This is a genomic window from uncultured Maribacter sp. (genome assembly GCF_947500405.1).
GTDB lineage: Bacteria > Bacteroidota > Bacteroidia > Flavobacteriales > Flavobacteriaceae > Maribacter_B.
In genome coordinates, this window is record NZ_CANMRY010000010.1 from 14,457 (window position 1) to 40,684 (window position 26,228).

The following is a 26,228-nucleotide window of genomic DNA, read 5'->3' on the forward strand; positions in this document are numbered from 1 at the left end:
ACAAATTTAAAAAGCATAAAGAATTAATTTTCATGAAAAAAGTAGCATTAATTACAGGGGTAACTGGACAAGACGGTGCCTATTTAAGTGAGTTTTTATTAAAGAAGGATTATATTGTACACGGTTTAAAACGACGTTCCTCTCTATTTAATACAGATAGAATTGATCACCTATATCAAGATCCCCATATTGAGAATAGAAATTTCATTTTGCATTATGGAGATATGACGGATAGTACCAACCTTATTCGTTTAATCCAAGAAATTCAACCTGATGAAATATATAATTTAGCAGCAATGAGTCATGTTCATGTTTCTTTTGAAGTACCGGAATATACTGGAAACGCTGATGGTTTAGGAACTCTCAGAATATTAGATGCTGTAAGATTATTAGGATTAGGAGAAAAGACTAGGATTTATCAAGCCTCTACTTCTGAATTATATGGTAAAGTTCAAGAAGTACCTCAATCAGAAACTACTCCTTTTTACCCAAGAAGCCCTTACGCTGTCGCAAAAATGTATGCTTATTGGATTACTGTAAACTATAGAGAAGCTTATGGAATGTATGCTTGTAACGGTATACTATTTAACCATGAATCACCAATAAGGGGAGAAACTTTTGTAACAAGAAAAATTACAAGAGCAACCTCTAGAATTGCATTAGGATTACAAGATAAATTTTATCTAGGTAATTTAGATGCTCAAAGAGATTGGGGTCATGCAAAAGATTACGTTCGCATGATGTGGATGATTTTACAAGCAGATCAAGCTGAAGACTGGGTAATAGCAACTGGAAAAACAACAACTGTTAGAGATTTTGTAAAGCTGAGTTTTGAGCAAGTTGGTATTGAATTAGAATTTACTGGTGAAGGAGTTGATGAAAAGGCAACTATAAAAGCTTGTAACAATCCTGAATATCAACTAAAAATCGGAAAAGAAGTATTAGCCGTTGACCCAAAATATTTTAGACCAACTGAAGTTGAATTATTAATAGGTGATCCTACAAAAGCACAACAGAAATTAGGCTGGGAATTAGAATACGAATTAAAAGACCTTGTCAAAGATATGATGCAAAGTGATTTAAAACTTATGCAAAAAGATCAATATCTAAGAAAAGGTGGCTATAGAACTTTAAATTATTTTGAATAGAATTCGCATCACAAAAAGGTTTAAAAATAAATTATAAAAAAACCCTTCAAAAAAACTAATTATTTCAATAAATTTTTTTGAAGGGTTTTGCTTAAAATAAAATTTAAGAAGTCAAATTATAAAATGAAGAAAGATTCTAAAATATACGTTGCTGGTCATAGAGGATTAGTTGGTAGTGCAATTGTAAACAACTTAAAAGATAAAGGGTATACAAACTTAATAACTAGAACGCACTCAGAATTAGACTTAACAAATGAAACATTGGTTAGTACTTTTTTTGAAAAAGAAAAACCAGAATATGTTTTCTTAGCAGCAGCAAAAGTTGGAGGAATTGTTGCAAATAATAAATATAGAGCAGATTTCATCTATAGTAATTTAATGATTCAAAACAATGTAATACACCAAAGCTATTTACATAATGTTAAGAAACTACTTTTTTTAGGAAGCACTTGTATCTACCCTAAAAACTGTGCGCAACCTATGAAAGAGGAGTATTTACTTACGGATACTTTAGAGTATACAAACGAACCTTATGCTATAGCTAAAATAGCGGGAATAAAAATGTGTGAAAGTTACAATTTGCAATATAATACAAACTTTATATCTGTAATGCCAACAAACTTATATGGGCCTAATGATAATTTTGATTTAGAAAAATCTCATGTTCTTCCTGCTTTAATAAGAAAAATACATATTGGAAAAGCTTTAGAAAATAATGATTGGACTAGCATCAAGAATGATTTAACAAAACTTCCTATAGAAGGTGTTGATGGTTCTGCAACAGAAAAAACCATATTAAACAAGTTAAAAGACTACGGCATTAAAATAAATGAAAATAATAAAGTTAGTGTTGAAATATGGGGAAGTGGAAAACCCATGAGAGAATTTTTATGGTCTAAAGATATGGCAGATGCTTGTATTTTTATAATGGAAAACAGAGAATTTAAAGACACATTTACTAATTCTAAAGAAATTAGAAACACGCACATTAATATTGGTACAGGTGAAGATATTTCTATAGCCGATTTGGCAAATCTTATAAAAAAAGAAATAAATTTTCAAGGAGACTTTAACTTCAATTCTGAAAAACCAGATGGTACAATGAAAAAATTAACCGATGTTTCTAAACTAAATGAATTAGGATGGAAACATAATATTTCTCTAGAAACAGGAATTAAAAAGGTTTATGATTGGTATTTAAATTAAAAAAACAAAAAGTTTAAATTAAACACCATAAAATGAGTCTAGGCAATAAAATGTTTCTAGGAATGGTTTGGAACGCTTTAGAACGTATTTCAATCCAAGCAGTTTCATTTGTTTTAGGTATTATTTTAGCAAGATTACTTACTCCTACAGAATACGGTACTGTTGGCCTTTTAATTGTATTTATATCATTTTCTCAAGTATTTATAGATAGTGGTTTTAGTAAAGCTCTAATACAAAGACAAGAAAGGACAGATGATGACATTTCCACAGTTTTTATATTCAGTATATTTATTGCTTTATTATTCTATGCTATTTTATGGGTTACGGCCCCATTTATTGCAAATTTCTATGAAATTATTGAACTCACTAATTTATTGAGAGTTCTAGCAATTTCATTAATATTTAATGCTCTTTTCTCTATACCCCTTACTCTATTTACAATTAACCTTAATTTTAAAGTAATTGCTAAGGTTAATTTTATTGCTACTTTAATAAGTGGTGCAATTGCAGTTTATATGGCATATAAAGGGTATGGAGCTTGGGCACTTGTTGGACAAACTTTACTAAAATCAATAATTACCGCTATTTTAATGTGGACACAAGTAAAATGGCGACCTACTTGGGTTTTTTCTATACCCTCTTTAAAAACTCTTTTTTCTTTTGGATCTAAATTATTAATTTCATCATTACTCAGTAATTTAGTAAATAATTTTTATTCTTTATTTATTGCTAAACTAATAAGTACTAAAGACCTTGGTTATTATACAAGAGGAACGCAATTCTCTGATACAGTATATGGAAGTATTAGCACTATTTTTGACAATGTTTTATTACCTACATTATCAACAGTACAAGATCAAAGGGACATTCTGATACAACACACAAGAAGAATAATACGCTCCGCTGCAATAATAGTTTTACCCTTATTTTTAGGATTATCTGTTATGGCCGAACCTATTATCACTGTGTTATTAAAAGAAAAATGGCTTCCAGCGGTTCCAATAATGCAAATTCTATGTATAGCTAGACTAATTACTATTATTTCTGGTATTAATGTTAATTTACTTTATGTTATAGGTAGAACAGACTTAGCTTTAAGGCAACAGTATGTAAAACTTGTAATAAGAGTTATTTTACTAATAGTAGCATTAAAATATGGAATTATATATATTGCTTTTGCAGAACTAGCCTCTACAGCTATACACTTTTTCATTAACACTTATTATCCTGGAAAAATAATGAGATACGGAGCCCTAAACCAGATAAAAGACATGATGCCAATTATACTATCAAGTATAGCTATGACCCTATTTGCTTATATTTGTATGCTATGGATACATAATGATATTTTAAAACTCTGTATTGTCCCTATTTTAGCAGCTGCCTTTTATTTTGGAGTAATTTATACTCTTAAGTTACCAGAATTATTTTTCCTAATAGATAAAATAAAAAGTATTAATAAAAAATAGAAACAACTTACTCATAAAATCAGGAATACAAAACATGAAAAACAAAATTTGTTGTGTCTTCAATTTAGCACCTCACTATCGTTTATCTATATATAAATTAATGGATCAACAATTGGAATGTGACTTTTATTTTGGAGACAAAGTAGGTAGTCCTATTAAATTATTAGATTATTCCGAATTAAAAGGTTATAAATCTGAACTTAAAAACTCTCAGGTTCTCAACACTTCATTTACTTGGCAAAAAGGTGCTTGGCAACTTATTTTTAAACCTTATAAACACTATATAATTAATGGAGGCCCAAATTTTTTAGCTAACTGGATTATTCTTTTTTTCGCAAAAATACTTGGCAAAAAAGTTCATTCTTGGGATCACGGAATGAAAGGAGACCCAGAAACTAAATACAAATTTTTTGAACATTATTTTTATAAGTTTTGTAATACCGTTTTCCTTTACGGTCATTACTCTAAAAATGTGATGCTCAATAAAGGGTTTCCAAAAGAAAAACTTGTATGTATCTACAACTCACTAGATTATAAGAAACAATTAGAAATAAGAGAAAATCTTAAAAAAACTGATATCTATAAAATAAAATTTAAAAATAATGCCCCAGTAATTTCTTATATTGGAAGAATTCAAAAATCAAAAAAATTAGATTTATTAATAGAATCTATTGCAAAATTAAATAATAATGGAATAGCATGTAATCTAGTTATAATTGGGCCTAATGTAGAAAATGATGATATGAATAAATTTGTGGACAAATTCAAAATAAAAAATAAAGTTTGGTTTTACGGTCCATGCTATGATGAACAACTTACAGGTAACTTATTATACAATTCTGAAGTTTGTGTTACTCCAGGAGCTATAGGTTTAACGGCAATACATTCAATGGCATATGGTACACCAGTTATTACAAGTGATAATTTTTTAATTCATGGACCAGAGTTCGAAACAATAATTCCAGGGGAAACCGGGGATTTTTATAAAGATAATGATTTAGATGATTTAACTTTGAAAATTAAAAAATGGATAAATCTAAATAAAGAACAACAAATCATTACTGAAAAGAATGCTTATAAAGTAATTGATGATAAATATAATCCATTATATCAAATAGAAGTGCTGAAAAAAGTATTAAAATAACTAGCTATGAAAATACTTTGGATTACTAACCAAATTTTACCTGATATTGCGGAACATATAAATATAGAAAAATCTAACTCAGGGGGATGGATGTATGGACTTGCAAATAATTTAAAACAACGTAAAGAAATTAAATTACATATTGCTAGTGTTTTTCAAGTTGAAAAACATGTGCACAAAAAAATAAATGATATTGATTATTATTTATTACCATCAAAAATTGATAAAATAAAATATGACCAGCTTTTAGAAGAAGAGTGGAAAAAAACAATTGCTATTGTAAAGCCAGATGTTGTACATATTCATGGAACAGAATATGCACATGGTCTAGCTTTAATTAATTCCTTTCCAAATTTAAACTATGTAGTTTCCGTTCAAGGATTAATTAGTGTTTGTGAAAAATATTACCTTGGAGGAATTTCAACTCTTAGTTTATTAAAAAAAATAACCTTTAGAGATATTGTAAGATGGGATACCGTTTTTCTTGCGAAGAAAAAATTTTACAAAAGAGGTGTATATGAAAAACAATATCTACAAAAAGTATCCAATGTAATGGGAAGAACTGATTGGGATAAGGATAATATTTTTGCAATTAATCCCAAAATTAATTATCATTTTTGTAATGAAACTCTTAGAAACTCATTTTATGATTCTTCCAAATGGGACATTTCTAAAAAGAATAATTACACTATTTTCTTAAGTCAGTGTTACTATCCATTAAAGGGGTTACACCAAGTTCTAAAAGCAATTTATTTGGTAAAGAAAAAAATAAATGCTCCTATAAAATTACAAATTGCGGGAGATAATATTACAAAACTAGATACTTTTAAGGCTAAACTTAAGTTGAGCGGGTATGGTAATTATATTATAGATCTTGTTAAAAAATACGATTTAAAAGAGAATATAGAATTTTTAGGTGTATTAGACGAAAATCAAATGATTTCTAAATATTTAAACACCCATATTTTTATTTGTCCTTCAAGTATTGAAAATAGTTCTAATTCATTAGGTGAAGCTCAAATTCTAGGTGTTCCATCTATTGCCTCTTATGTTGGTGGAAACCCAAATATGATTGAACATGGAGTAAATGGATTTCTATATCGATTTGAAGAAACAAGTATGCTCGCAGAAAGAATTATCACTTTATTTTCAGACGATGAAATTGCTAAAAAAATATCAAAAAACTCTATAATTACAGCAGAAAAAAGGCATAATAGAAAAATTAACGTAGACAGAAACATTGAAATATATAAGGATATATTTAACAGAAATTCTTAACCAAAATAATAATGAATTCTACAAAATTATATTTAAAAGAAATAGGCATAATTAACTGTGTTCTTTTTTCTTTATATTTTATAAGTCCTTTTAATACAGGTTTTATTTTTGGGTATCTTTTGTTATTATCTCTATTATTAAAGAAAGATTTTTTAAAAAAAAGTTTTGATATTGATTTTGTAATATTATTTTTCTTTAGTGTTGTGTATTCTATTTTTTATAGTTTTGACTTATCTCTAGGCTCTCAATATATTTTTATATATGCAATGTTCCCAATGACATTTTATTTGTGGGGAAAATACTTTGTATCAAAATCAAACTCTCCCAAAAATTTATTTACTTTAATCCTATTATTAGGTTCTATATATTCCTTTGTTTCATTAATATCAATATTATTTGATATAAACAGAGTAGGTTTTGTAGTACTTGAAAGAGATGTTCCAATGATATGGGGAGGAGATCCTATTCCGGCAACAGGAATGGGCGCATATTTACTATTTAATGCATGCATTCCAGCAGTTTTAATCTCTAGATTTAAAACGTCAACTATCTTTCCAAAAATATTATTAATTGTATTATATGCGCTAACAGTATATTGCGTTCTTCGTTTAGGAAGTAGAACACAGTTATTAATTACTGTATTTACAATTATAGTTTCTTTATTTTTTATAATTTCAAAACAATCTGCAAAAAAAAATATAACCATTTTTGCTTTTCTTTTTTTGATTATTAATATTGGCGTAAAGTATTTAGATATAGATTCAAAATCAGATTTAATAAGCTCTTATGCTAGCCGTATGGATAATAAAAATTACGGTGCCGCTTCTGCAGGAGGAAGAACAGAAAGGTGGGTTAAATCTATTAATAATCTTATTCAAAAACCAATGGGGTGGGAATTAGAAGAATTTGGATATTCTCATAATTTATGGCTTGATGTTTTAAGAATAGGTGGAATAATTTCTTTTTTCTTACTTTTTATTTTCACTACAAGATCTCTTATTCAAACACGAAAAGCTTTAAAATTAAATAAGGATAATTTAATACTTAATAATATAATTCTTGTATACATGCTTGCTATTTTTCTTCAATTTTTTGTAGAACCTATTTTTGAAGGAATGTTTCATTTATTTGTTTTATTCTGCCTTCTACAAGGAATAACAAATAGCTATAAAAGTAAGTTTGTGTATAAAAATGCTAAAAAAGTAATCAAATAGTATATTAAAACTTTTTTTTATACTATTTTATGTTTTACTTAGTTAGAATTATAGCATCAATAAAAAAAATACTGTGAAAAACATAGCTGTTTTACTTACTTGTTATAATAGAAAAGAAAAAACGATACAATCTTTAGAATATTTATTTAAAGCAAGTGAACTCATTGAAAGTAATATAAAGTTAAGCGTTTACCTAACAGATGATGGATCGACAGATGGGACAAGTGAATATGTTTTAAAAAAATTCCCAAATGTAACAATTCTAAAAGGTAGCGGCTCATTATTTTGGGCTGGAGGAATGAGAAATTCATGGAAAGAAGCCATAAAGAATAACTATGATGCTTATTTACTGTTAAATGACGACACTAATGTTTTTCCAAATGTATTTAAAGAATTAATCTTAACTCATGAAAAATGTATTGAAAAATATGGTTCCCCAGGTATCTACATAGGATCAACAAAAGATGAAGAATCTAAAAAACTAAGTTATGGTGGAGCTGTACTAACTAATAACTTTCTTTTTAAATATCATTTTATAGAACCTAACGGAGACATACAAAGCTGTGATCTTGGCAATGCTAATATTATGTTAGTATCAAAATATACAGTTGATAAAATAGGAACATTATCTGAAGGGTATCTTCATGGAGTTGCTGATTATGACTATACTCTAAAAGCAGTTAATAAAAAAATTCCTGTTTTAATAACCCCAAGTTTTTGTGGAACTTGTACAGATGATCATTCCGATATATATGATGATTACCATTCAAAACCACTTTTAGAAAGGTACAAGATATTAAAAAACCCCCTCGGGTTAGATTTTAAATCAAATTTAACCTTAATGAAAAGACATTTTCCTTTTAGAGTTCCCTTTGTAGTCATTTCAGCAATACTAAAAGTCCTTTTACCTAAAATTTATGTAAAGGGACTAGCTAAAAGATAGAGACCATTATTTTTACATTATTAATTATTTTTTAAAAAAAAAGTCTTGTGAAAAACTATATTGCAACGTGGGTTTATTTAGATTCAAAAGATGAAAAATCTAAATACCCAAACAACAAAGGAAACTCAACTTCTTCAGAATTTCAATCCGTATATTGGAGATGTATTGTTCTGTTTTTTGAATCTTCTCTTAGGTACCATAAAAATGAAAATCATGTACTATTTACTAATACTAAAAACTTACCTGTTGTAGATGGGTTAGATTTGAATATGTTTTTTAGTAATAACAATATTGAAGTAATTTCTTTAAAAAATAAATATCCATTACCTAATGATTATTATGGGCAATTTAGAAATCAATATTTTGAATTTACAATAATTGACCATTTTAGTGACCGAATAAACGATGAAGATACTTTTCTTCTTCTAGATTCTGATTGTGTTTTTACTAAACCATTATATAGCGCTTTTGATAAGTTACAAAAAGAGAGTGCTATGACATATATAGTTGATTATGAAGAAGATTATGAAATTCATGGAGTTACAGGTAACAACATGAAAGAAATATTTTCAGACTTTGGAGTAAAACTAGACAAAAATCCTTACTATAGCGGCGGCGAAGTTCTTTTTGCTAAAGGTAAATTTATAAAGAATGTTGCTAAAGACTTCCCTATTCTTTTTAAAAATATGTTAGATAGGCATGCATCCAACGCAATTAAATTTAATGAAGAAGCACATGTGTTAAGCTATTACTATTATAAACATGAAGCTTTACTTGGAGGAATGGATTCTTATATAAAAAGAATCTGGACAAATAAAAATTATTTTAGAAACGTAGAGAAAAGTGATAAAGACCTAGCGATATGGCATGTTCCAAATGAAAAAAAGACTGGAATAAATCGAATATTTAAAGAAATTGCCGAAGGAGAAAATATAAAAACATTAGATGACAAAAGCTATCAAAAATTATTATTTGAGAATCTTTTAAAAGAATCAAATTACAAATTTGATTATTTTTCATACTTTAAAAACTACTTAAATAAAACGTTTCAAAAAATTGGTTTAATAGGTAAATAACCTAAAAACGTAATATTTATGCCCATTTTACTACAAATAAACACAGAAATAAATTATGCATCTACTGGTAGAATCGCAGAAGAAATTGGTTTTTTAGCTCAAAAAGAAGGATGGGAAAGTTATGTTGCTTTTGGAAGAAAGAAAAGAAGTAGCTCTTCAAAAACTATTTATATAGGAAATCTTTTTGAAACATATTTACACGTTTTCAAAACTCGTTTTTTTGATACACATGGAACTGGCTCTAAAAGAGCAACAAAAAAACTTATTAATAAAATTGAAGAAATAAAGCCAAATATAATTCATTTACATAATTTACATGGGTATTATCTAAATATTAAATACTTATTTAACTACCTAGAAAAAAAACAGTTACCAGTTATATGGACATTACATGATTGCTGGTCCATGACTGGTCATTGTACTCATTTTGAACATATACAATGTAACAAATGGAAAACAGAGTGCCATACTTGTCCGCAAAAAAATGTTTACCCTGAAAGTCTTTTTATTGATAATTCTAAAAAAAATCAAAAACTAAAAAAAGAATATTTTACATCATTAAAAAATTTAACTATTGTGCCTGTCTCAAATTGGTTAGATACAATTGTAAAACAATCCTTTTTAAAAAACAAGAATACTAAAGTAATTCTAAATGGAGTTGATTTAGAAATATTTAAACCTGTCTTAAAAAATAATATCAGAGAAAAAAACAATTTAACTGGAAAATTTATTATTCTTGGAGTAGCTAGTGTTTGGAGTAAAAACAAAGGACTAAATGATTTTTTAGAATTAAATAAAAGTCTTTCTGAAAACGAAAAAATAGTTCTAATTGGTTTAAATAAAAAACAAATAAAAAAACTACCAACTAATATTTTGGGTATTGCAAGAACTGAAAGTAAACAAGAACTAGCTGAATGGTATACAGAGGCAGATACTTATGTTAACACCTCAGTAGAAGAATCTTTTGGTTTAACTACAGCTGAAGCAATGTCCTGTGGCACTCCTTCTATAGTATATAATGCAACTGCATGTCCCGAGATGATAGTTCCAGAAGTTGGATTTGTTATTCCAAAGAACAACATAGAACAACTTTTAAAAGCAATTAAAAAAATAAAAAAAAATAGTAGTAAAAGTTATTATGAAGGATGCACGCAAAGGGCATTGAAACTTTATAATAAGAATGATAGATACCAAGAGTATATTAATTTATATAATCAAGTGATTCTATCATGAATTACGATAAAGGTTATACAGTATAAAAAATTATGAAAGTAAGCATTGTAACAGGAACATATAATAGTGAAAAATATATAAAAGATTGTGTAAACAGTGTTCATACTCAAACCTATCAAAATATTGAACATATAATTATAGATGGAGCATCAAAAGATAATACGGTCTCTGAAATTAAAAGTATTCCAAATAGAATTACTAAAATAATCTCCGAAGCTGACAACGGCATTTATGATGCTATGAATAAGGGCTTAAAAAATGCGACTGGGGAGATTTTAGGGATATTGAATTCGGATGATTTTTACAACTCTACAGAAGTAATTGATATGATTGTAAAAACTTTCAAAGAAACTAATGTAGATTGTGTATTTGGTGATTTATACTACGTTTTACAAAACGACCCAAAAACTATAAAAAGGAAATGGATTACTGGGGCTTATAATCAAAAAAAAGGATTTAAAACTGGATGGCATCCTGCTCACCCTACTTTTTTTGTAAAAAAAGAAATTTACGAGAAATTTGGTTATTTTGATTTAGAATACGGATTGGCTGCAGACTTTGAATTAATGTTACGTTTTTTAGAAAAACATCAAATTAAATCTAGTTATATAAATTTTCCAATGGTGAGAATGCGTTTAGGAGGTGCCACAAACAAAAGCTTAAAAAACATATACCAAGGAAATAAAGAATGTATAAAAGCATTTAAAAAAAATGAAATTCCTGTAAATTTTATGTATTCAGTTTACAGATTAGTACCCAAACTAAAACAATTCTTTTAATTTAATTTTTAATAAAATATTTTACCTGTATAAATACTAAAAAGTGGAGAGCAAAATTAACCCAGTACTACAAGAAAATTTATTAACAGGATCTAAAGAATGGAAATTAACAAATCCTGCTACAAAAAGAGAAATTGAAGGATACGCATCCAAAACTAGTGTAAATACTGGTGAATATATATCTATATACGTAAATACCAAATCTGAGAAATTTAATATTACTTTATTTAGAATGGGTTGGTACAATGGATTAGGAGGAAGATGCGTTATGCCAGCAGTAACTTTAAACGGTCAAAAACAAGAAACTCCTCTACCAGATGAACATGGCATTGTAGAATGTAATTGGAAAAACCCTCATAATATTACAATTGCTAACTCTTGGACAACTGGCATATATATCTTAAAACTTGAAGAGTTAAAAAACAACAAACAAAGCTATGTAATCTTCGTTGTAAGAAATGATAATTATACTCCAGATATACTTTTTCAATTACCTATTACAACATACCAAGCTTATAATTATTGGGGAGGCAAATCTTTATACGATTGGGGAAGTGGTTCTATAAAAAAATGGGGAACTATTTATGGAGATAGGGCTAGCAAGGTTTCTTTTAATAGACCATATGCTTGTAGTAATACTCCTGAAGCAAAATTGGGGGTTGGTGCAGGTGAATTTTTCTCTAACATTCAACCAATAACTACACAGATGTATCCTATAAGTCCTGCTTCTTGGGATTATAATATGGTTAGATGGCTAGAAAAAAATAATTATGACGTATCATATATTACTAACATTGACACACATATTGGAGACAACATTAAAGACAAATCAAGTATCTTTATGTCTCATGGACATGATGAGTATTGGTCCAAAGAAATGCGAGATAATGTAACTAAACTACGAGATACAGGAAGCAACATAACTTTTTTCTCATCAAATACCATGTTTTGGCAAGTTAGATTAGAAACGAGTACTCTCTCTAATGAGCCATACAAAACTCTTGTTTGTTATAAAGATGTAGATATTGACCCTATAAAAAATGAATACTGTACTGTAAATTTTAGAGATTATCCTGTAGAAAATCCTGAAGCCTCTTTTATTGGAGTTCAACATTTTATGGATCCAGTTGATGGGGATATAATTGTAAACAATTCTTCCCATTGGATCTTTAATAATACCAATCTAAAAAATGGTGATACAATACCTGGGTTACTTGGGTATGAAATTGATGGAATTACTGATGATTCACCGGAAAACATATGTGTTTTAACAAAAACAAAGGGAGAGAATTTATTGAAGAATAACTATCAGTTTATTTTAAAAAATACAAAAAAAACATTGGAAAGAAAACTAGAAAACATATTAACAAAAATTAAAATTCCGCAAAAGTTAATACCTATTACTAGTATTTCTATTTATATCTTACTCATTACAATATTTATTTATTTTCTTAAAATATATTTAAACTATTCTTTAGTATTACTAGTCAGCTCTGTCATTTCTGTTATAGTGTTATTTGGATTATGGTTATATAATAGTTTAAAAAAAATGAATAAAACGATTCCTACAAAAGGTGCATCAAATATGACTATTTATAAAGCTAAAAGTGGCGCAAAAGTATTCTCAACTGGATCCATGCAATGGTCATGGGGACTAGACGATTATGGTGTCCCCCAATTAAGGAATTCAAGAAAAAATAATTTTGCTGAAAAAATAACTCATAACATTCTCCAAAAATTTGGAGCAAAAAAATGGGAAATACAATAAAAAATTATTAGAAAATAATGAATATACTAATAACCGGCGCTAATGGTTTTTTAGGATCACATTTTTGTGAAACTTGGAAAAGAAATAATAACCAAATAATACGTTTAGGGAGATCCAATGATAATGATATTATATGTGATTTAGCAAATAACATTCCTCTCTTTAATCAAAAAATAGATGTAGTCATTCATGCTGCAGGTAAAGCTCATATTGTACCTAAAACTAATTCAGAAAAAGAAGATTTTTTTAATGTCAACTTAAATGGAACTTCCAATCTTTTAAAAGGACTTTCTAAACTTCAAAATAAGCCTAAAAGTTTTATTTATATTAGTACAGTTGCCGTTTATGGAGTAGATACGGGAGAATTAATTAAAGAAAATAGTAGTCTGCTAGCAAAAGACCCCTATGGGCTAAGTAAAATTCAGGCGGAGTCTTTAATCTTAGAATGGGGAAAGAAACATAATAATCTAATATCTATAATAAGACCTCCTTTAATAATAGGTAAAAATGCCCCCGGTAATCTTTTAAAGATGATTAAAGGAATAGAAAATAACAAATACGCAAATATTGCTGGCGGTAAAGCTAGAAGATCTATGGTGTTAGCAGAAGATATTGCAGATTTCTCTAGTACGCTAATAAATGACCAAGGTATTTTTAATTTAACAGATGGTTATGACCCAAATTTTCTAGAGCTATCCCAACTAATTGGTAAGAAAAAATCAAAAAAGGTAATTAACATACCTTTATTCATAGCAAAATTAATAGCAATTTTTGGAGACACATTATCATTCATTACGCGTAAAGAGATGCCATTTTCTTCTAATAAGCTTAAGAAAATGACAAGTAATCTTACATATGATATAAGTTCTGCAAAAAAACTGGGTTGGAGCCCTAGAGAAGTATTAAAACATTCTGAGATATGGCTATAAAAAATAATATAATATTTAATATGGGAACTAATGCTAAATTAATAAAAGGAGGAGTCTTTTCAGATGAAAGAGGAAATATTTCATTTGTTAATGATTTAAATTTAAACCCCGTAAAACGGTTTTACATAATTACAAATGCGAATACAAAAACAATAAGAGCATGGCAAGCACATAAAATTGAAAAAAGATGGTTTTATTGTATTAAAGGAAAAATTGACCTAAGGCTTGTTAAAATTGATAATTTTCAAAACCCTAGTAACAATTTAACTGTTAATAATTTTATACTTTCTGAAGAAAAATCCCAAATCTTAGAAGTACCAAACGGGTATGCAAATGGATTTAGAGCTCTTGAAGACAATTCTCAATTACTTGTTTTTTCAAATTATGAACTTAATTCTAATATTGATGATGATTTTAGATTTGAATCTAAAAAATGGACAAATTGGGAAGAACAACTTACATACAAAAAAAATAAAAGATGCATTATTTAATAATTTTCACTTCTCTTTTTGTACTTGCTCAAGCATATTTAATTGTTGCGAAAAAAAATAATATAATAGACAAACCAAATGAAAGAAGTTCACACAGTAACCCAACAATCAGAGGAGGTGGTATTGTATTTTTCTTTTCTATTATTTTATTTTATTTTATTTCAGACTATCAATATCCATATTTCATACTTGGAGCATTACTAGTTAGTTTAATAAGTTTTATTGATGATATAATTACTCTAGGTTTTAAAATTAGATTAATAATTCATTTTATTGCAATAAGTTTATTATTTCTAGAAATTGATTTATTCGATAACTCTACCCTTATTATTTTATTCACATTAATAACCAGTGTTGCTATATTAAATATATACAACTTTATGGATGGAATAAATGGAATAACAGGCCTGTGTAGTCTTTCATCATTACTTGGAATATATCTATTAAATCTAAAACTAGAAATTCTAAATCCCAATTTAATCATTTACTTAATTCTTTCTATTATAGTTTTTGGTTTTTATAATTTTAGAAAGAAAGCACTTTTTTTTGCTGGTGATGTAGGTAGTATTTCAATAGCTTTAGCAGTAATATTTTTAATCCTTAACCTTTTAATTAAAAATAATACCCCAAGCGTACTATTGTTCATTGGTATTTATTTAACGGACGGAATAATAACAATAATAAAACGAATCTTAAAAAAAGACAATATTTTTAAGCCGCACAAGTCACATTTGTATCAAAAACTTGTTCAAAACACAAGTCTGTCACATTTGCAAGTTTCAGTATCCTATGCTATTCTTCAGTTATTATTAGTGGTCCCAGTTTATCTATTAGAACCTTTAAGTTTTTGGAATCAAATAATTGGTACTTGTATTACATTTTTTATATTAACTTGTATTCATATAGGAGTTTCAAAAAAAATAAGTTATTCTTCATATTAATTCCTATATGAATGCATAGTGAAAATTTTATTCTTTTATAGTCCAAAAACTTGGTTTACACGTATATTTAATATATTTAATTAACCAATAATAAATAAAAGTGTATAATTTTTTTAATTTGTTCAATTTTAAATTTGGTTTCTTTTTTTTCTTCATAGTATATTCAACTACTTATTGTTGTGCGCAAGTTACATATGAAGAGGTTTTCCCTAATTTAAATTTTGAATTCGCTGTTGAAATTCAAAACTCAAAAGATGGAACAAACAGGATATTTGTTGTGGAACAAGCAGGAAGAATTAAAGTATTTCCAAATGATAATTCTATCACTTCTGCACAACTAAATACATTTTTAGATATTAGTAACCTTGTTAATTTTTCTTCAGGACAAGAAGTAGGTTTGTTGGGGCTAGCATTTCATCCAAATTATTCACAAAATGGTTATTTTTATGTATACTATACTAGACAAAGTGATATACCCGGTATTGAGGTAGAAATGGTTTTAGAAAGATATTCAACCAGTTCATCAAACCCTAACATAGCAGACTCAAATAGCGGATTAGAAATTTTTAGCTTTGATAAAAATCAAAATAACTCTAACCACAATGGCGGCAAAATAGAATTTGGACCAGATGGTTATTTATATATTTCTATTGGAGATGGCGGAGGAGCTGGGGACCCAAATAAAAATTCACAAAATTTAGAAAGTCCATTTGGAAGTATTCTTAGAATTGATATTGATATTGATGGTAATAATCCTTTAGAATCTAATTCAGCTCTTCCGAATGGTAATTATGAAATCCCATTAGATAACCCTAGAATTGGCCTAAGTGGGTTAGATGAGATTTATGCATGGGGTTTTAGAAACACATGGAAATTTTCTTTCGACCCAGACTCAAATAGACTATGGGGAGCAGATGTAGGTCAAGATGCTATAGAAGAAATAAATTTAATTGAAAAAGGCGGAAATTATGGGTGGAATGCCTATGAAGGTAATAATGTTTATGACAGTTCTACTAGCTTAATAACCAATCCTAGGACAGAGCCTACCTTTTATTATGATCATAATAATGGCGATTTATCTATTACTGGAGGATATGTGTATAAAGGAGAGAGTAACAATCCTTCCTTACAAGGAAAATATATTTATGGAGATTATATTTCAGGAAGAGTATGGGCTCTATCTTACGACCCCTCTACAGGACAAGCAACCTCAGAATTATTATTTAGAACTAATGGTCAATTCGTTTCTAGTTTTGGATTAGATGAATCTGGTGAGTTATATTTTAGTGATTATGGCACTAGCAGTAAAATTTATAAAATTGTTGGCGGAAATTCTGGACCACTAACTAATACGATTAATGGTTATGGAAGTTGGAATAATATAAGCGAAGGTACAAACGGAATTGTAGAAGCTATAGAATTTTTTAACGAAACAATATATGTTGGTGGTGAATTTACAACAGCTGGAGGAGAAATAGCTAACAATATAACTACTTACCACCCATTAAATGGGTGGTCTTCACTAGGTGATGGCACAAATGGAAAAGTAAATACAATTGCTGTTGCAACTAATGGCAATGTTTATGTTGGAGGTGACTTTACTAATGTGGATGGTGTTACTGTCTCAAATGTAGCAGTTTGGAATGGTACTAATTGGCTAGGTTTAGGTAATGGTGTTAACGGACCAGTATCTAAAATTAAAATTGACACAAATAATAATGTATATATTGGAGGAGCTTTTACAAGTTCAGGTACAACAACTTTAAACAATATAGCTATGTGGAACTCTTCATCTTGGCTACCGCTTACTGACTCTAATTCTGGTATTTCTGGAACAAATAATGAAGTTAGGGCAATTGCTATCGATGAGAATAACTTAATTTTTATAGGAGGTAATTTTGATAGTGCTGGCGGTAATACTGCTTCTAGAATTGCTACTTGGAATGGCTCTACATGGTCAACATTAGGTGACGGGACAAGTGGATTTGTGCAATCAATTATAGTTGATTCGAACAATGTTTACGCAGGAGGTAACTTTTCCTTAGCTGGAGAAAAAACTGTTAATAGAATAGCTCGATGGGACAGAAACACTAACGAGTGGTTTGGTTATGGTAATGGTTTAAGTGGTAATGTAAATAGCATACAACATGATGGCACCTACCTCTATGCAGCAGGAAACTTTGAAACAGCATCTGATATAACAGATGTAAACAAAATAGTTAGGAATATTGCAAGGTGGAGCGATTCTAATGGTTGGCAAGGTTTAGGTACAGGAACTTCTGTGGGAACCAATTCTCAAATTAACTCTATTGTTTTTAACTCAAATAATTCAAACCTATATGTTGGAGGTAATTTCAGTGTGGCAGGTATCACTGCTGCTTCAAATGTTGCAGAATGGGGATTAAATCTAGATTGCTCTAAAGATAGTATTATAACAGAATACAGGGTAAATGGAAATTGGGAAAGTAACGAACAAATTTTGACTATTGAAGCTGGCACTGAAATAGTTTTAAGTATTTTACCCAATGGATTAGATTTTACTATTGAATTGCCAAACCAAACAATAGTAAATGGAGATTATAATCTAGGTAATGTTAGCTCTTCTAATTCCGGAATATACACCTTTGTTTCTAGTCAAGGATGTTCTGAAAGTTTTACATTAAACGTTGTTAACTCTATTTTGGATGAAGACAATGATGGTATTACAAACAACATAGATTTGTGTCCAAATACACCAAAAAATGCAATAGTAGATTTAAATGGTTGTGAAATAGCTACTTCTAACAATAGCAACTTTACTATTTCTACTTCAAGCAATATATGTAAAAATGAAAAAAATGGCGAAATTGAAATAATTTCTAAAACAACAGGGACTTATACTGCTACTATAATTAAAGAGGGTACTTTAAATAGTTATTCTTTTACAGATTCTATATTAATCAGTGAATTAGCTAGTGGTGACTACCAATTATGTATTACTGACACTAACAATGAAAATTGCTATACAGCGAGTATAACAGAACCAGATGAATTAATAGTAGATTCAACTTTTAATAACATTACAAATAGTGTTACCTTGAAAATGTCCGGAAGCAATAAATACAATTTACTAGTAAACAATGAGATAATAACTACAAATAAATCAGAAATAACTATTCCTTTAAATAAAAAAGAAAATATTATTAAAATTTCTACTGATAAAAATTGTCAAGGTAGACATGAGGAAACTATATATTTAGTAGATGAAACAATACTATTTCCTAACCCGTTTAATGATGAAATAAATATTAATCTAGGAAAGACTAATTCAAAAACAAAAAAAGGAATATACCTCTACGATAGTTCTGGAAAATTAGTTATAACATATATAAATAACAACATTAGAGAACTTGAAACAATAAATACCTCTCAGCTTTCAAAAGGTTTTTATTTTTTAAAAATAATTAACGAAAATAATATTTCAAATTTTAAATTAATAAAAAAGTGATAAAAAAATTACATTTAATACTGGTTTTAGTAATTTTTCAATTCTCATGTAAACCTGATAAAGATTTATTCGAAAAGCTTAATACTGATAATTCTGTAAAATTAATTTTTCCAGAGCAAAATTCAGAATGCAATACAGGAAATATTATATCTAACACAGAAAGTGAGATTACTTTTAAATGGTCAGATAGTTACACAAACCAAACCTATGAAATACACCTTACTAACTTATTTTTAAATACGACACAAATAATTGAGAGTAAAAATTTTCAAGCCCAAATACAATTAAATAGAGGTGTTGCATATAGTTGGTCTATTGTAAGTATAACTCCCAATAATTTTAAAACAGAAACTGAAAAATGGTTTTTCTATAATGCTGGTCCAAGTATTAAAAATTATATACCATTTCCTGCCTCAGCCATTTCTCCAGTCTCAGAAGCTAACGTTGTATTTAGCCCTACAATAAGTTTAAATTGGGAATCTAGTGATATAGACAATAATATAGAATCTTATGATGTATATTTTGGAACAGAAAACCCTCCTAAATTACATCTGGAATCTGTAAAAGAAAACATTTTAAACTCAGTTCCTATAGAAACAAAAACATCTTATTATTGGCAAATAAAAACGAAAGACTCAACAGGAAATGAATCTTTTTCAGAGATTTTCAATTTTAATGTTGAATAAAATATTTAACATTAAAATTGAAAACTTGATTTTTTACTAATACCCCAAAACAAGAAATTCAGAACGTCTATTTACTTTGTGTTTACTTTCTGGGCAATAAACACCATCTCCACAATCATTTAACAACTTTTCTTCTCCATATGCTTTTGTAATAAGTCTAGAAGAATCTACACCTTGTTTAATTAAATACTCTTTAGTGTTTTTTACACGTCTTTGAGACAGCTCTTTATTATAACCCGAAGATCCTCTAGAATCGGTATGCGATGCAATCGTTAAATTTAAATCCGAAGTTTCCTTTAATAAAGTTGCTAAGGACTCTAATACTTTTCTAGAGTTTCTATTTATATAAGAGGAATTTAAACTAAAGTATACAAGGCCAAAATCTTTTATTTTATCTTGCAACATAGCCTTACGTACTCTTTTAGCTTCTTCAATTTTCTCTTTTTCAATAGCTGCTAATCTTGCAGCCTCTTTTTCTTTAGCTAATTTTTCTGCTAACAGCATTTCTTCTTTAATTCTATTTGCAGTAGCTATAGAATCATTTACTCGTTGTTTCTCTTTTTCTTGAGCCTCAATTAATGCCAATTTTTCTTCTCCTTTTTTAGATAAACCTTTCTCTATTCCAAATTGATATACAACTCCAACAGAGTGTTGCAAATGATTAGTTGCTCCATTAGAACCTATAGCCCATTTTCCTGAAGAATTAAAATCTAAACCTACCCTATCAGAAAACCAAGTTCTAAAACCTATTATTGCATTATAGGTACCCCTACCAACATTGTTAGCATCTGTGTATCCTAAACCTGCACCTACATAAGGATCAAACCAAGCTGTTTCTCCAAACAATTTATTTAAATCATAAGAAACTCGAGCATCAAAGCCTAAGTAATCAGTTACATCTGTTACTATTACCCCATCAACTACTTTACCTTCTTTATATTTATTGTAAGATACTATTGCTTCTAGCCCTACTCCACTTTTAAAATAACGGCCTATACTTAATCTATTAGGAAAAGTTAATCCATTCCACTCTTCTTTAAAATTAAAAAGACCATCTGCAACATCACCAGAATCATCTACAAAATTGTATCCTAACCCTAGCATCCACGAACTTTTTACAATACTATCTTTCTCTGTTAATTTTAATTCTTCTTGCGCAAAAATTGGCGTACATAAAAGAAGCGCAACAATTAGTATATAGTTTTTAATGTTTTTCATAATTAAGATTTTGGAACTTATCGTCCGTAAAATTATGAAAAGCAGAATGTTAGATAAAATATAAACTTCTAACAGCAAGGATATTCGTTGGAAAGATTAACGGTAATAATAATAGACAAACAACTACTTTTTAAAAGTTATTTCTTTATCAAAAACGGGTATTTTATAAATTTTAAACGGACTTACAATAACTTTTTCCTTAGTTTTTTCTTTATTGTAAATTGTTTTTAATTGTATCTCTTCATCCGTTTCTAAAATTAATTCTAAAGCAGAATTTAAAGTATTCTGATGTTCTCCTGAACAAAGAACAACTAGAGTCTCTTTTTTAAAATCTATAGTCGGAACTGGAATTCCTGGTTTTCTGGTCTTATTAATTTTTAAAAAAAAGCTTTTTAAACTTTTTTGGTCTTTAATAATAAAATTATCTTCTTTGGTTAATCCACTATAATTATCTTCTAATATTAAAACAATAGGCCCCTTAGAGGTTATCATATTTTTCTGCCCTTTACACGATACAACAAATACCAAAAGAAGTAATAATAAATTTTTCATAAGAATATTATTTATTTTCACATCTAGTATCATATGCTCTTTGGTATATAGCTTCATAAAGCGGTAATATATTTAAAATATCAAACTCTTTAGCTACTGCAACAGCATTTTGTTTAAATGTGTTTAACTTATCATCATCACTTAACAACGTTATAGCATTCTCTGCCATTTCAGAAACGTTTCCTACATCACTTAAAAAACCAGTAACACCATGTCTATTAACTTCTGGGATACCTCCTGTATTACTAGATATTACAGGAACTTTATTTATCATAGCCTCTAGAGCAGCTAAACCAAAACTTTCTGTTTCTGATGGTAATAAAAACAGGTCAGAAAAACAAAGAATTTTATCAATCTCATTACTATTACCCAGAAATATTACTTTGTCTGTAATACCGTATTCTTCACATAAAGCCTCTGCTTTTACTCTTTCTGGTCCTTCACCTACCATTATTAGTTTAGAAGGAACTTCTTTTTGTACTTTATTAAAAATATGAATTACATCTGGAATTCTTTTTACTTTTCTAAAATTACTAATATGAGTAATAATTTTTTCTCCTTCTTCTGCCATAGCAGTACGTTGGCAATCTGTAAAGGATGGTTTGTATTTTGTTTTGTCTATAAAATTAGGAACTACTTCTATTTCTCCTTTAATATTAAAAAGTTCTAAAGTACTCTTTTTAAGATTTTCCGAAACAGAAGTCACTACATCAGATTTATTAATACTAAAGGTAACCGCTGGCTTGTAAAAAGGGTGCTTACCAACCAATGTAATATCTGTACCATGTAAGGTTGTTATCATTGGTAAGCAAAGTTCTTCTTCTTCTAACATTTTCTTTGCCATATACCCAGCATATGCATGCGGAATCGCATAATGTACATGTAACAACTCTATTCCAAAAAGTTTTACAGTATCTACTAATTTACTAGATAATGCTAATTCATAAGGTTGGTATTGGAATAAAGGATATTCAGGAACATTTACCTCATGAAAATGAATATTGTTACTTAAAAGCTCTAATCGAACTGGTTGCCTATAGGTTACAAAATGTATTTCGTGTCCTCTATTGGCTAATGCTATACCTAATTCTGTTGCTACAACACCACTACCTCCAAAGGTTGGGTAACATACTATTGCTATCTTCATTTTACAAAGCTACCTTTTAATTTATAATAGCATCATAAATTAACTTTTGAATCCTTGTTCTTAACCCAGATTTAACTAAAAGTGTATTAGATGCTGTAGGATATGTTCTATTAGAAAGAAACACATAAACTATTTCTTCTTCGGGGTCTGCCCAAGTATAAGTGCCTGTAAAACCACTATGTCCAAAACTTTTCCGAGATACACAGCCACAAGTTGGTCCGCTCTTTTCCAATTGTGGTTTATCAAACCCCACTCCCCTTCTAACATTTTTATCACAAAAATAACAAGTGTTAAATTTTTTCACTGTTCTAGAGTTTAAATACCTATCACCTCCATAATATCCATTTTGCAAATACATTTGCATAATCTTAGCGACATCATTTGCATTACTAAAAAGACCTGCATGTCCTCCTACGCCACCTTGCATGGCTGCTCCCATATCATGCACATAACCCTGCACAGTTTGGTATCTATAATACGTATCTTCTTCTGATGGTACTATTTCTTTTTTAGAATGATTTTCTAATGGATTATAACCCGTTTGGAAAGCTCCTATGGGCTTATATATAAAATCTGATGCTAATTCATCTAAACCCTTATTATATGTATCTTCTATATATTTTTTCATAACATAATAAGAAACATCGCTATAACGGTATCTATTAGATTTTAAATCTTGTCTTCCTATTCTGTTATAAATTGAATCTTTATATGCATCTGTCAAGTATAAATTATCGGCTACTTTTATGGAAAAACCCGGTAATTTTTGTTCTCTATAAAATTCTTTAGATGGTTTTCTTTTTTTGTCTAGTGTACTTGCATAAAAAGCTATCCAAGCTGGCAATCTTCCATAATGCGAAAGTGCTTTTAAAACGGTAACATTTTTTATTTCTGTATCTGCGTATGCCGGTATTAATTCTTGAAACGTATTATTCAATTTAATTTTACCCTCTTGCTCCATTTTCATTACCATAGGTAACGTTGCTAATATTTTAGTCACAGAAGCTAAATCATAAATATGATTAGGGGTTATTTTTTCGTTAGATTTATAAGTAGGTTTCCCATACCCTTTATTAAATATAACCTTCCCTTTTCTTGCTATTAAAACTTGTGCACCTGGAAACATTAAAGAATCTAAACCATTTTGGACTAATTTATCTACTTCTGCTAATTTAGAAGAACTAAGTCCAACTCTCTCCGGAATACTATACCCTAACCTTCTTAAAGACTTTAATTCCACACTAGTATTAACTGGTAACGTAGCATTTGCAGAAACTGGTAATTTCCCTTTTGCTGCTATTGCTCCAAATATTACTTGCGCAGTTTTTTCTTGAGCAATTTTACTATTTTGGTATCCTACTACAACACCATCTATAAAACTCAAATCTATATTAAGAAGTGCATATGGTTTTGTAAATACGCTTAATATTACATTAGAACCTCTTTCTTTACTAATCTCTTTGAGAATATTCTTCTCATTTTTAGTTAGCGAATAAGCTTTCCATGGGCTCTCATTACTCCTGTGATGCCCTATAATTACTAAATTATACGGTTTTAATTTCTTTTTTAACGTTGCAACATCGTTTCCTTGTATATGAATAACTTTTGCATATTTATTAAGCTCGTTTAAAAATGGTTTATGGTCTGCATCTCCAAACTTTATATAGGCAATTTTCTTATTTTCAAGTTTTTTAATACCCATTAAATAAAACTTATTCTTTACTACTGTAATGGCATTCTCAATAGCCTCTTCATAAATTAAATCGTCTTCTAATGCGTTTAAGTCTTTATATAAATTTTTGGTTACTATTGGTTTGTAGTTATGTAAACCAACTTTATATTTTGCCAATAAAATTTTCTTTACAGAATATGCTAATCTGTTTTCAGAAAATTTACCTTTATTATAAGCTTTTATTAATTTCTCTTTTGCTTTTTGCACTTCAGTTGGCATTAAAAGAATATCATTACCTGCCATAAATGCGGCTAATTCTACATCACCATTTTTTCCTTGCGTAGAAACGCCTTTCATATTTAAAGCATCTGTAAAAACCAACCCTTTAAATTTTAATTTCTCTTTTAATATCCCAGTTATAATTTGTTCTGATAAAGAAGAAGGTAAATTTTTTTTTATTTCTAATCCGGGTACATTTAAGTGCGCAACCATTATACTACTTAATCCTGATTTTATAAGTTGTTTGTATGGATAAAGCTCCACACTATCTAATCTTTCTTTTGTAAAATTTATGGTAGGTAATGTTAAATGAGAATCTACAGAGGTATCTCCGTGCCCTGGAAAATGTTTACCGCTTGATAAAACACCAGCACTTTCCATTCCCTGCATAAAAGCAATACCCTTTGCTGCTACATTAAATTTATCTTCCCCAAAAGAACGATTTCCTATTATAGGGTTTTTAGGATTGGTATTAATATCTATATCTGGGGCAAAATTAATATGCACTCCAATACGCTTAGCGTGCTTTCCTATTTGTCTACCAACTTTTTCTACTATAGCATTATCTTTAATTGCTCCTAGCGTCATGTTCCAAGGGAATGCGTAGGTAGAATCTAAACGCATTGCTAAACCCCATTCTGCATCCATACCTACTAATAATGGTAAGTCTGAGTACGATTGAAATTTATTTGCGAGTTTTGCTTGTTGTACTGGCCCTCCTTTTGAAAATATAATACCTCCAATTTTTTCAGTTTTAATTAAGGCTTTTATTTTATCTATACTTGCTTTATTTTGGTTAGAAGCTATACTAACCATAAAGAGTTGTCCAAGTTTTTCTTCTAGTGTCATCTTCTCGTAGGTAAGATTTACCCACCTTTGCTGTGCCATACTATCTCTAGACACTAAAGGGTTAGACTGCCCTTGCGCATTTAAGAAATAAAAAAATAGAAGAAAAACGGTTAGATTAAAACGCATATAAAATTGTGTATGAAAATAACTAAAAAGAATTTACATTATTGCATTTTATTCTTTTTAAAAAGTAGTTTTAAATAATAAAGCAAGTACTATACCAAAAGAATATTACATAAACCTACTATGCCAACTTTCTGATGCAGGCACTTCCCAATGTTCTAAATACTCTCCTTTATTTGTAACTAAATTATTAAACACAATTGTTTTTAAAGAAACAGCTTTCTCTTTTGCCATTTTCTTAAAATCTATAAGAGGTTTATATGCTACATATTCTCCTTGCTTATATGATACATTCATTTTGTCCAGTAAAAGCACATCGTACTTTTTCTCTAATTGCATAATAAAATGCACAGAGGCATCTATGGAGCAACCTGTAGCAGCGTTTAAAGATTGATCTAATGCTAAGATTATAAATCTATTATATTTAATTTCAAACCCTGCTTTTAAATCACTTCCATGTGCTGTCCAATCCGCAATAAAAGTTTTAAAATCTTTATTTATATCTACTAATTCTTGCTCAGAAAAAGACCTACTACATTGGTAAATCCATACTCTAGACGAATTAGGTAATTCTTTAAAATCTACTAACATTTTTT

At 28.9% G+C, this 26,228-nt stretch carries 21 protein-coding genes; 16 read left to right on the top strand and 5 right to left on the bottom strand.

What is annotated here, in order from left to right; translation table 11 throughout:
* Positions 1-32: 32 nt before the first annotated feature.
* From gmd to Q0945_RS13330, 16 genes are all read left to right on the top strand, one after another.
* Positions 33-1,148 (top strand): GDP-mannose 4,6-dehydratase, encoded by a 1,116-nt coding sequence (gmd, locus tag Q0945_RS13255; RefSeq protein WP_299435361.1) that lies wholly within the window; start codon positions 33-35, stop codon positions 1,146-1,148.
* Between the two features lie 123 nt (positions 1,149-1,271).
* Positions 1,272-2,354 carry a GDP-L-fucose synthase gene (locus Q0945_RS13260; RefSeq protein WP_299435363.1) on the top strand — a complete coding sequence of 361 codons (1,083 nt, stop codon included), beginning with the start codon at positions 1,272-1,274 and terminating at the stop codon, positions 2,352-2,354.
* A gap of 32 nt (positions 2,355-2,386) precedes the next feature.
* A complete protein-coding gene (locus tag Q0945_RS13265; protein WP_299435365.1) occupies positions 2,387-3,823 on the top strand; it encodes a lipopolysaccharide biosynthesis protein in 1,437 nt (478 codons plus the stop codon).
* A 34-nt stretch (positions 3,824-3,857) separates the two neighbouring features.
* Complete coding sequence (locus tag Q0945_RS13270; RefSeq protein WP_299435367.1) at positions 3,858-4,967, top strand: glycosyltransferase; 1,110 nt, start codon at positions 3,858-3,860, stop codon at positions 4,965-4,967.
* A gap of 6 nt (positions 4,968-4,973) precedes the next feature.
* Positions 4,974-6,245 (top strand): glycosyltransferase family 4 protein, encoded by a 1,272-nt coding sequence (locus Q0945_RS13275; RefSeq protein WP_299435369.1) that lies wholly within the window; start codon positions 4,974-4,976, stop codon positions 6,243-6,245.
* Between the two features lie 11 nt (positions 6,246-6,256).
* Positions 6,257-7,459, top strand: coding sequence for a hypothetical protein (locus Q0945_RS13280; RefSeq protein ID WP_299435371.1), 1,203 nt, complete (start codon positions 6,257-6,259; stop codon positions 7,457-7,459).
* Between the two features lie 73 nt (positions 7,460-7,532).
* Positions 7,533-8,402: a glycosyltransferase family 2 protein gene (locus Q0945_RS13285; protein WP_299435373.1), complete on the top strand. Its 870-nt coding sequence runs from the start codon at positions 7,533-7,535 to the stop codon at positions 8,400-8,402.
* A 47-nt stretch (positions 8,403-8,449) separates the two neighbouring features.
* On the top strand, positions 8,450-9,478 hold the full coding sequence (locus Q0945_RS13290) for a hypothetical protein (RefSeq protein WP_299435375.1): 1,029 nt from the start codon (positions 8,450-8,452) through the stop codon (positions 9,476-9,478).
* Positions 9,479-9,496: 18 nt separating this feature from the next.
* Positions 9,497-10,711: a glycosyltransferase gene (locus Q0945_RS13295; RefSeq protein ID WP_299435377.1), complete on the top strand. Its 1,215-nt coding sequence runs from the start codon at positions 9,497-9,499 to the stop codon at positions 10,709-10,711.
* Between the two features lie 32 nt (positions 10,712-10,743).
* Complete coding sequence (locus tag Q0945_RS13300) at positions 10,744-11,490, top strand: glycosyltransferase family 2 protein (protein ID WP_299435379.1); 747 nt, start codon at positions 10,744-10,746, stop codon at positions 11,488-11,490.
* Positions 11,491-11,533: 43 nt separating this feature from the next.
* Complete coding sequence (locus Q0945_RS13305; protein WP_299435381.1) at positions 11,534-13,258, top strand: N,N-dimethylformamidase beta subunit family domain-containing protein; 1,725 nt, start codon at positions 11,534-11,536, stop codon at positions 13,256-13,258.
* A 17-nt stretch (positions 13,259-13,275) separates the two neighbouring features.
* A complete protein-coding gene (locus Q0945_RS13310; RefSeq protein WP_299435383.1) occupies positions 13,276-14,187 on the top strand; it encodes an NAD-dependent epimerase/dehydratase family protein in 912 nt (303 codons plus the stop codon).
* Complete coding sequence (locus Q0945_RS13315) at positions 14,178-14,678, top strand: WxcM-like domain-containing protein (RefSeq protein WP_299435385.1); 501 nt, start codon at positions 14,178-14,180, stop codon at positions 14,676-14,678. The genes Q0945_RS13310 and Q0945_RS13315 overlap by 10 nt, the downstream gene beginning before the upstream one ends.
* A complete protein-coding gene (locus Q0945_RS13320; RefSeq protein ID WP_299435386.1) occupies positions 14,666-15,619 on the top strand; it encodes a glycosyltransferase family 4 protein in 954 nt (317 codons plus the stop codon). The genes Q0945_RS13315 and Q0945_RS13320 overlap by 13 nt, the downstream gene beginning before the upstream one ends.
* Positions 15,620-15,737: 118 nt before the next feature.
* Positions 15,738-19,106, top strand: coding sequence for a PQQ-dependent sugar dehydrogenase (locus tag Q0945_RS13325; RefSeq protein ID WP_299435388.1), 3,369 nt, complete (start codon positions 15,738-15,740; stop codon positions 19,104-19,106).
* Positions 19,103-19,792, top strand: coding sequence for a hypothetical protein (locus tag Q0945_RS13330; protein ID WP_299435390.1), 690 nt, complete (start codon positions 19,103-19,105; stop codon positions 19,790-19,792). The genes Q0945_RS13325 and Q0945_RS13330 overlap by 4 nt, the downstream gene beginning before the upstream one ends.
* Positions 19,793-19,828: 36 nt before the next feature.
* Here Q0945_RS13330 and Q0945_RS13335 read toward each other — a convergent pair whose 3' ends face one another.
* The 5 genes from Q0945_RS13335 to Q0945_RS13355 all read right to left on the bottom strand — a co-directional run bounded on the left by Q0945_RS13335 (position 19,829) and on the right by Q0945_RS13355 (position 26,223).
* A complete protein-coding gene (locus Q0945_RS13335; protein WP_299435392.1) occupies positions 19,829-21,010 on the bottom strand; it encodes an OmpA family protein in 1,182 nt (393 codons plus the stop codon).
* A gap of 123 nt (positions 21,011-21,133) precedes the next feature.
* On the bottom strand, positions 21,134-21,562 hold the full coding sequence (locus tag Q0945_RS13340; RefSeq protein ID WP_299435394.1) for a hypothetical protein: 429 nt from the start codon (positions 21,560-21,562) through the stop codon (positions 21,134-21,136).
* Between the two features lie 7 nt (positions 21,563-21,569).
* Complete coding sequence (gene bshA, locus Q0945_RS13345; protein ID WP_299435396.1) at positions 21,570-22,709, bottom strand: N-acetyl-alpha-D-glucosaminyl L-malate synthase BshA; 1,140 nt, start codon at positions 22,707-22,709, stop codon at positions 21,570-21,572.
* Between the two features lie 16 nt (positions 22,710-22,725).
* On the bottom strand, positions 22,726-25,635 hold the full coding sequence (locus Q0945_RS13350) for a glycoside hydrolase family 3 N-terminal domain-containing protein (RefSeq protein WP_299435398.1): 2,910 nt from the start codon (positions 25,633-25,635) through the stop codon (positions 22,726-22,728).
* 105 nt (positions 25,636-25,740) lie between these two features.
* On the bottom strand, positions 25,741-26,223 hold the full coding sequence (locus Q0945_RS13355; RefSeq protein ID WP_299435400.1) for an ABC transporter ATPase: 483 nt from the start codon (positions 26,221-26,223) through the stop codon (positions 25,741-25,743).
* Between the last annotated feature and the right edge of the window lie 5 nt (positions 26,224-26,228).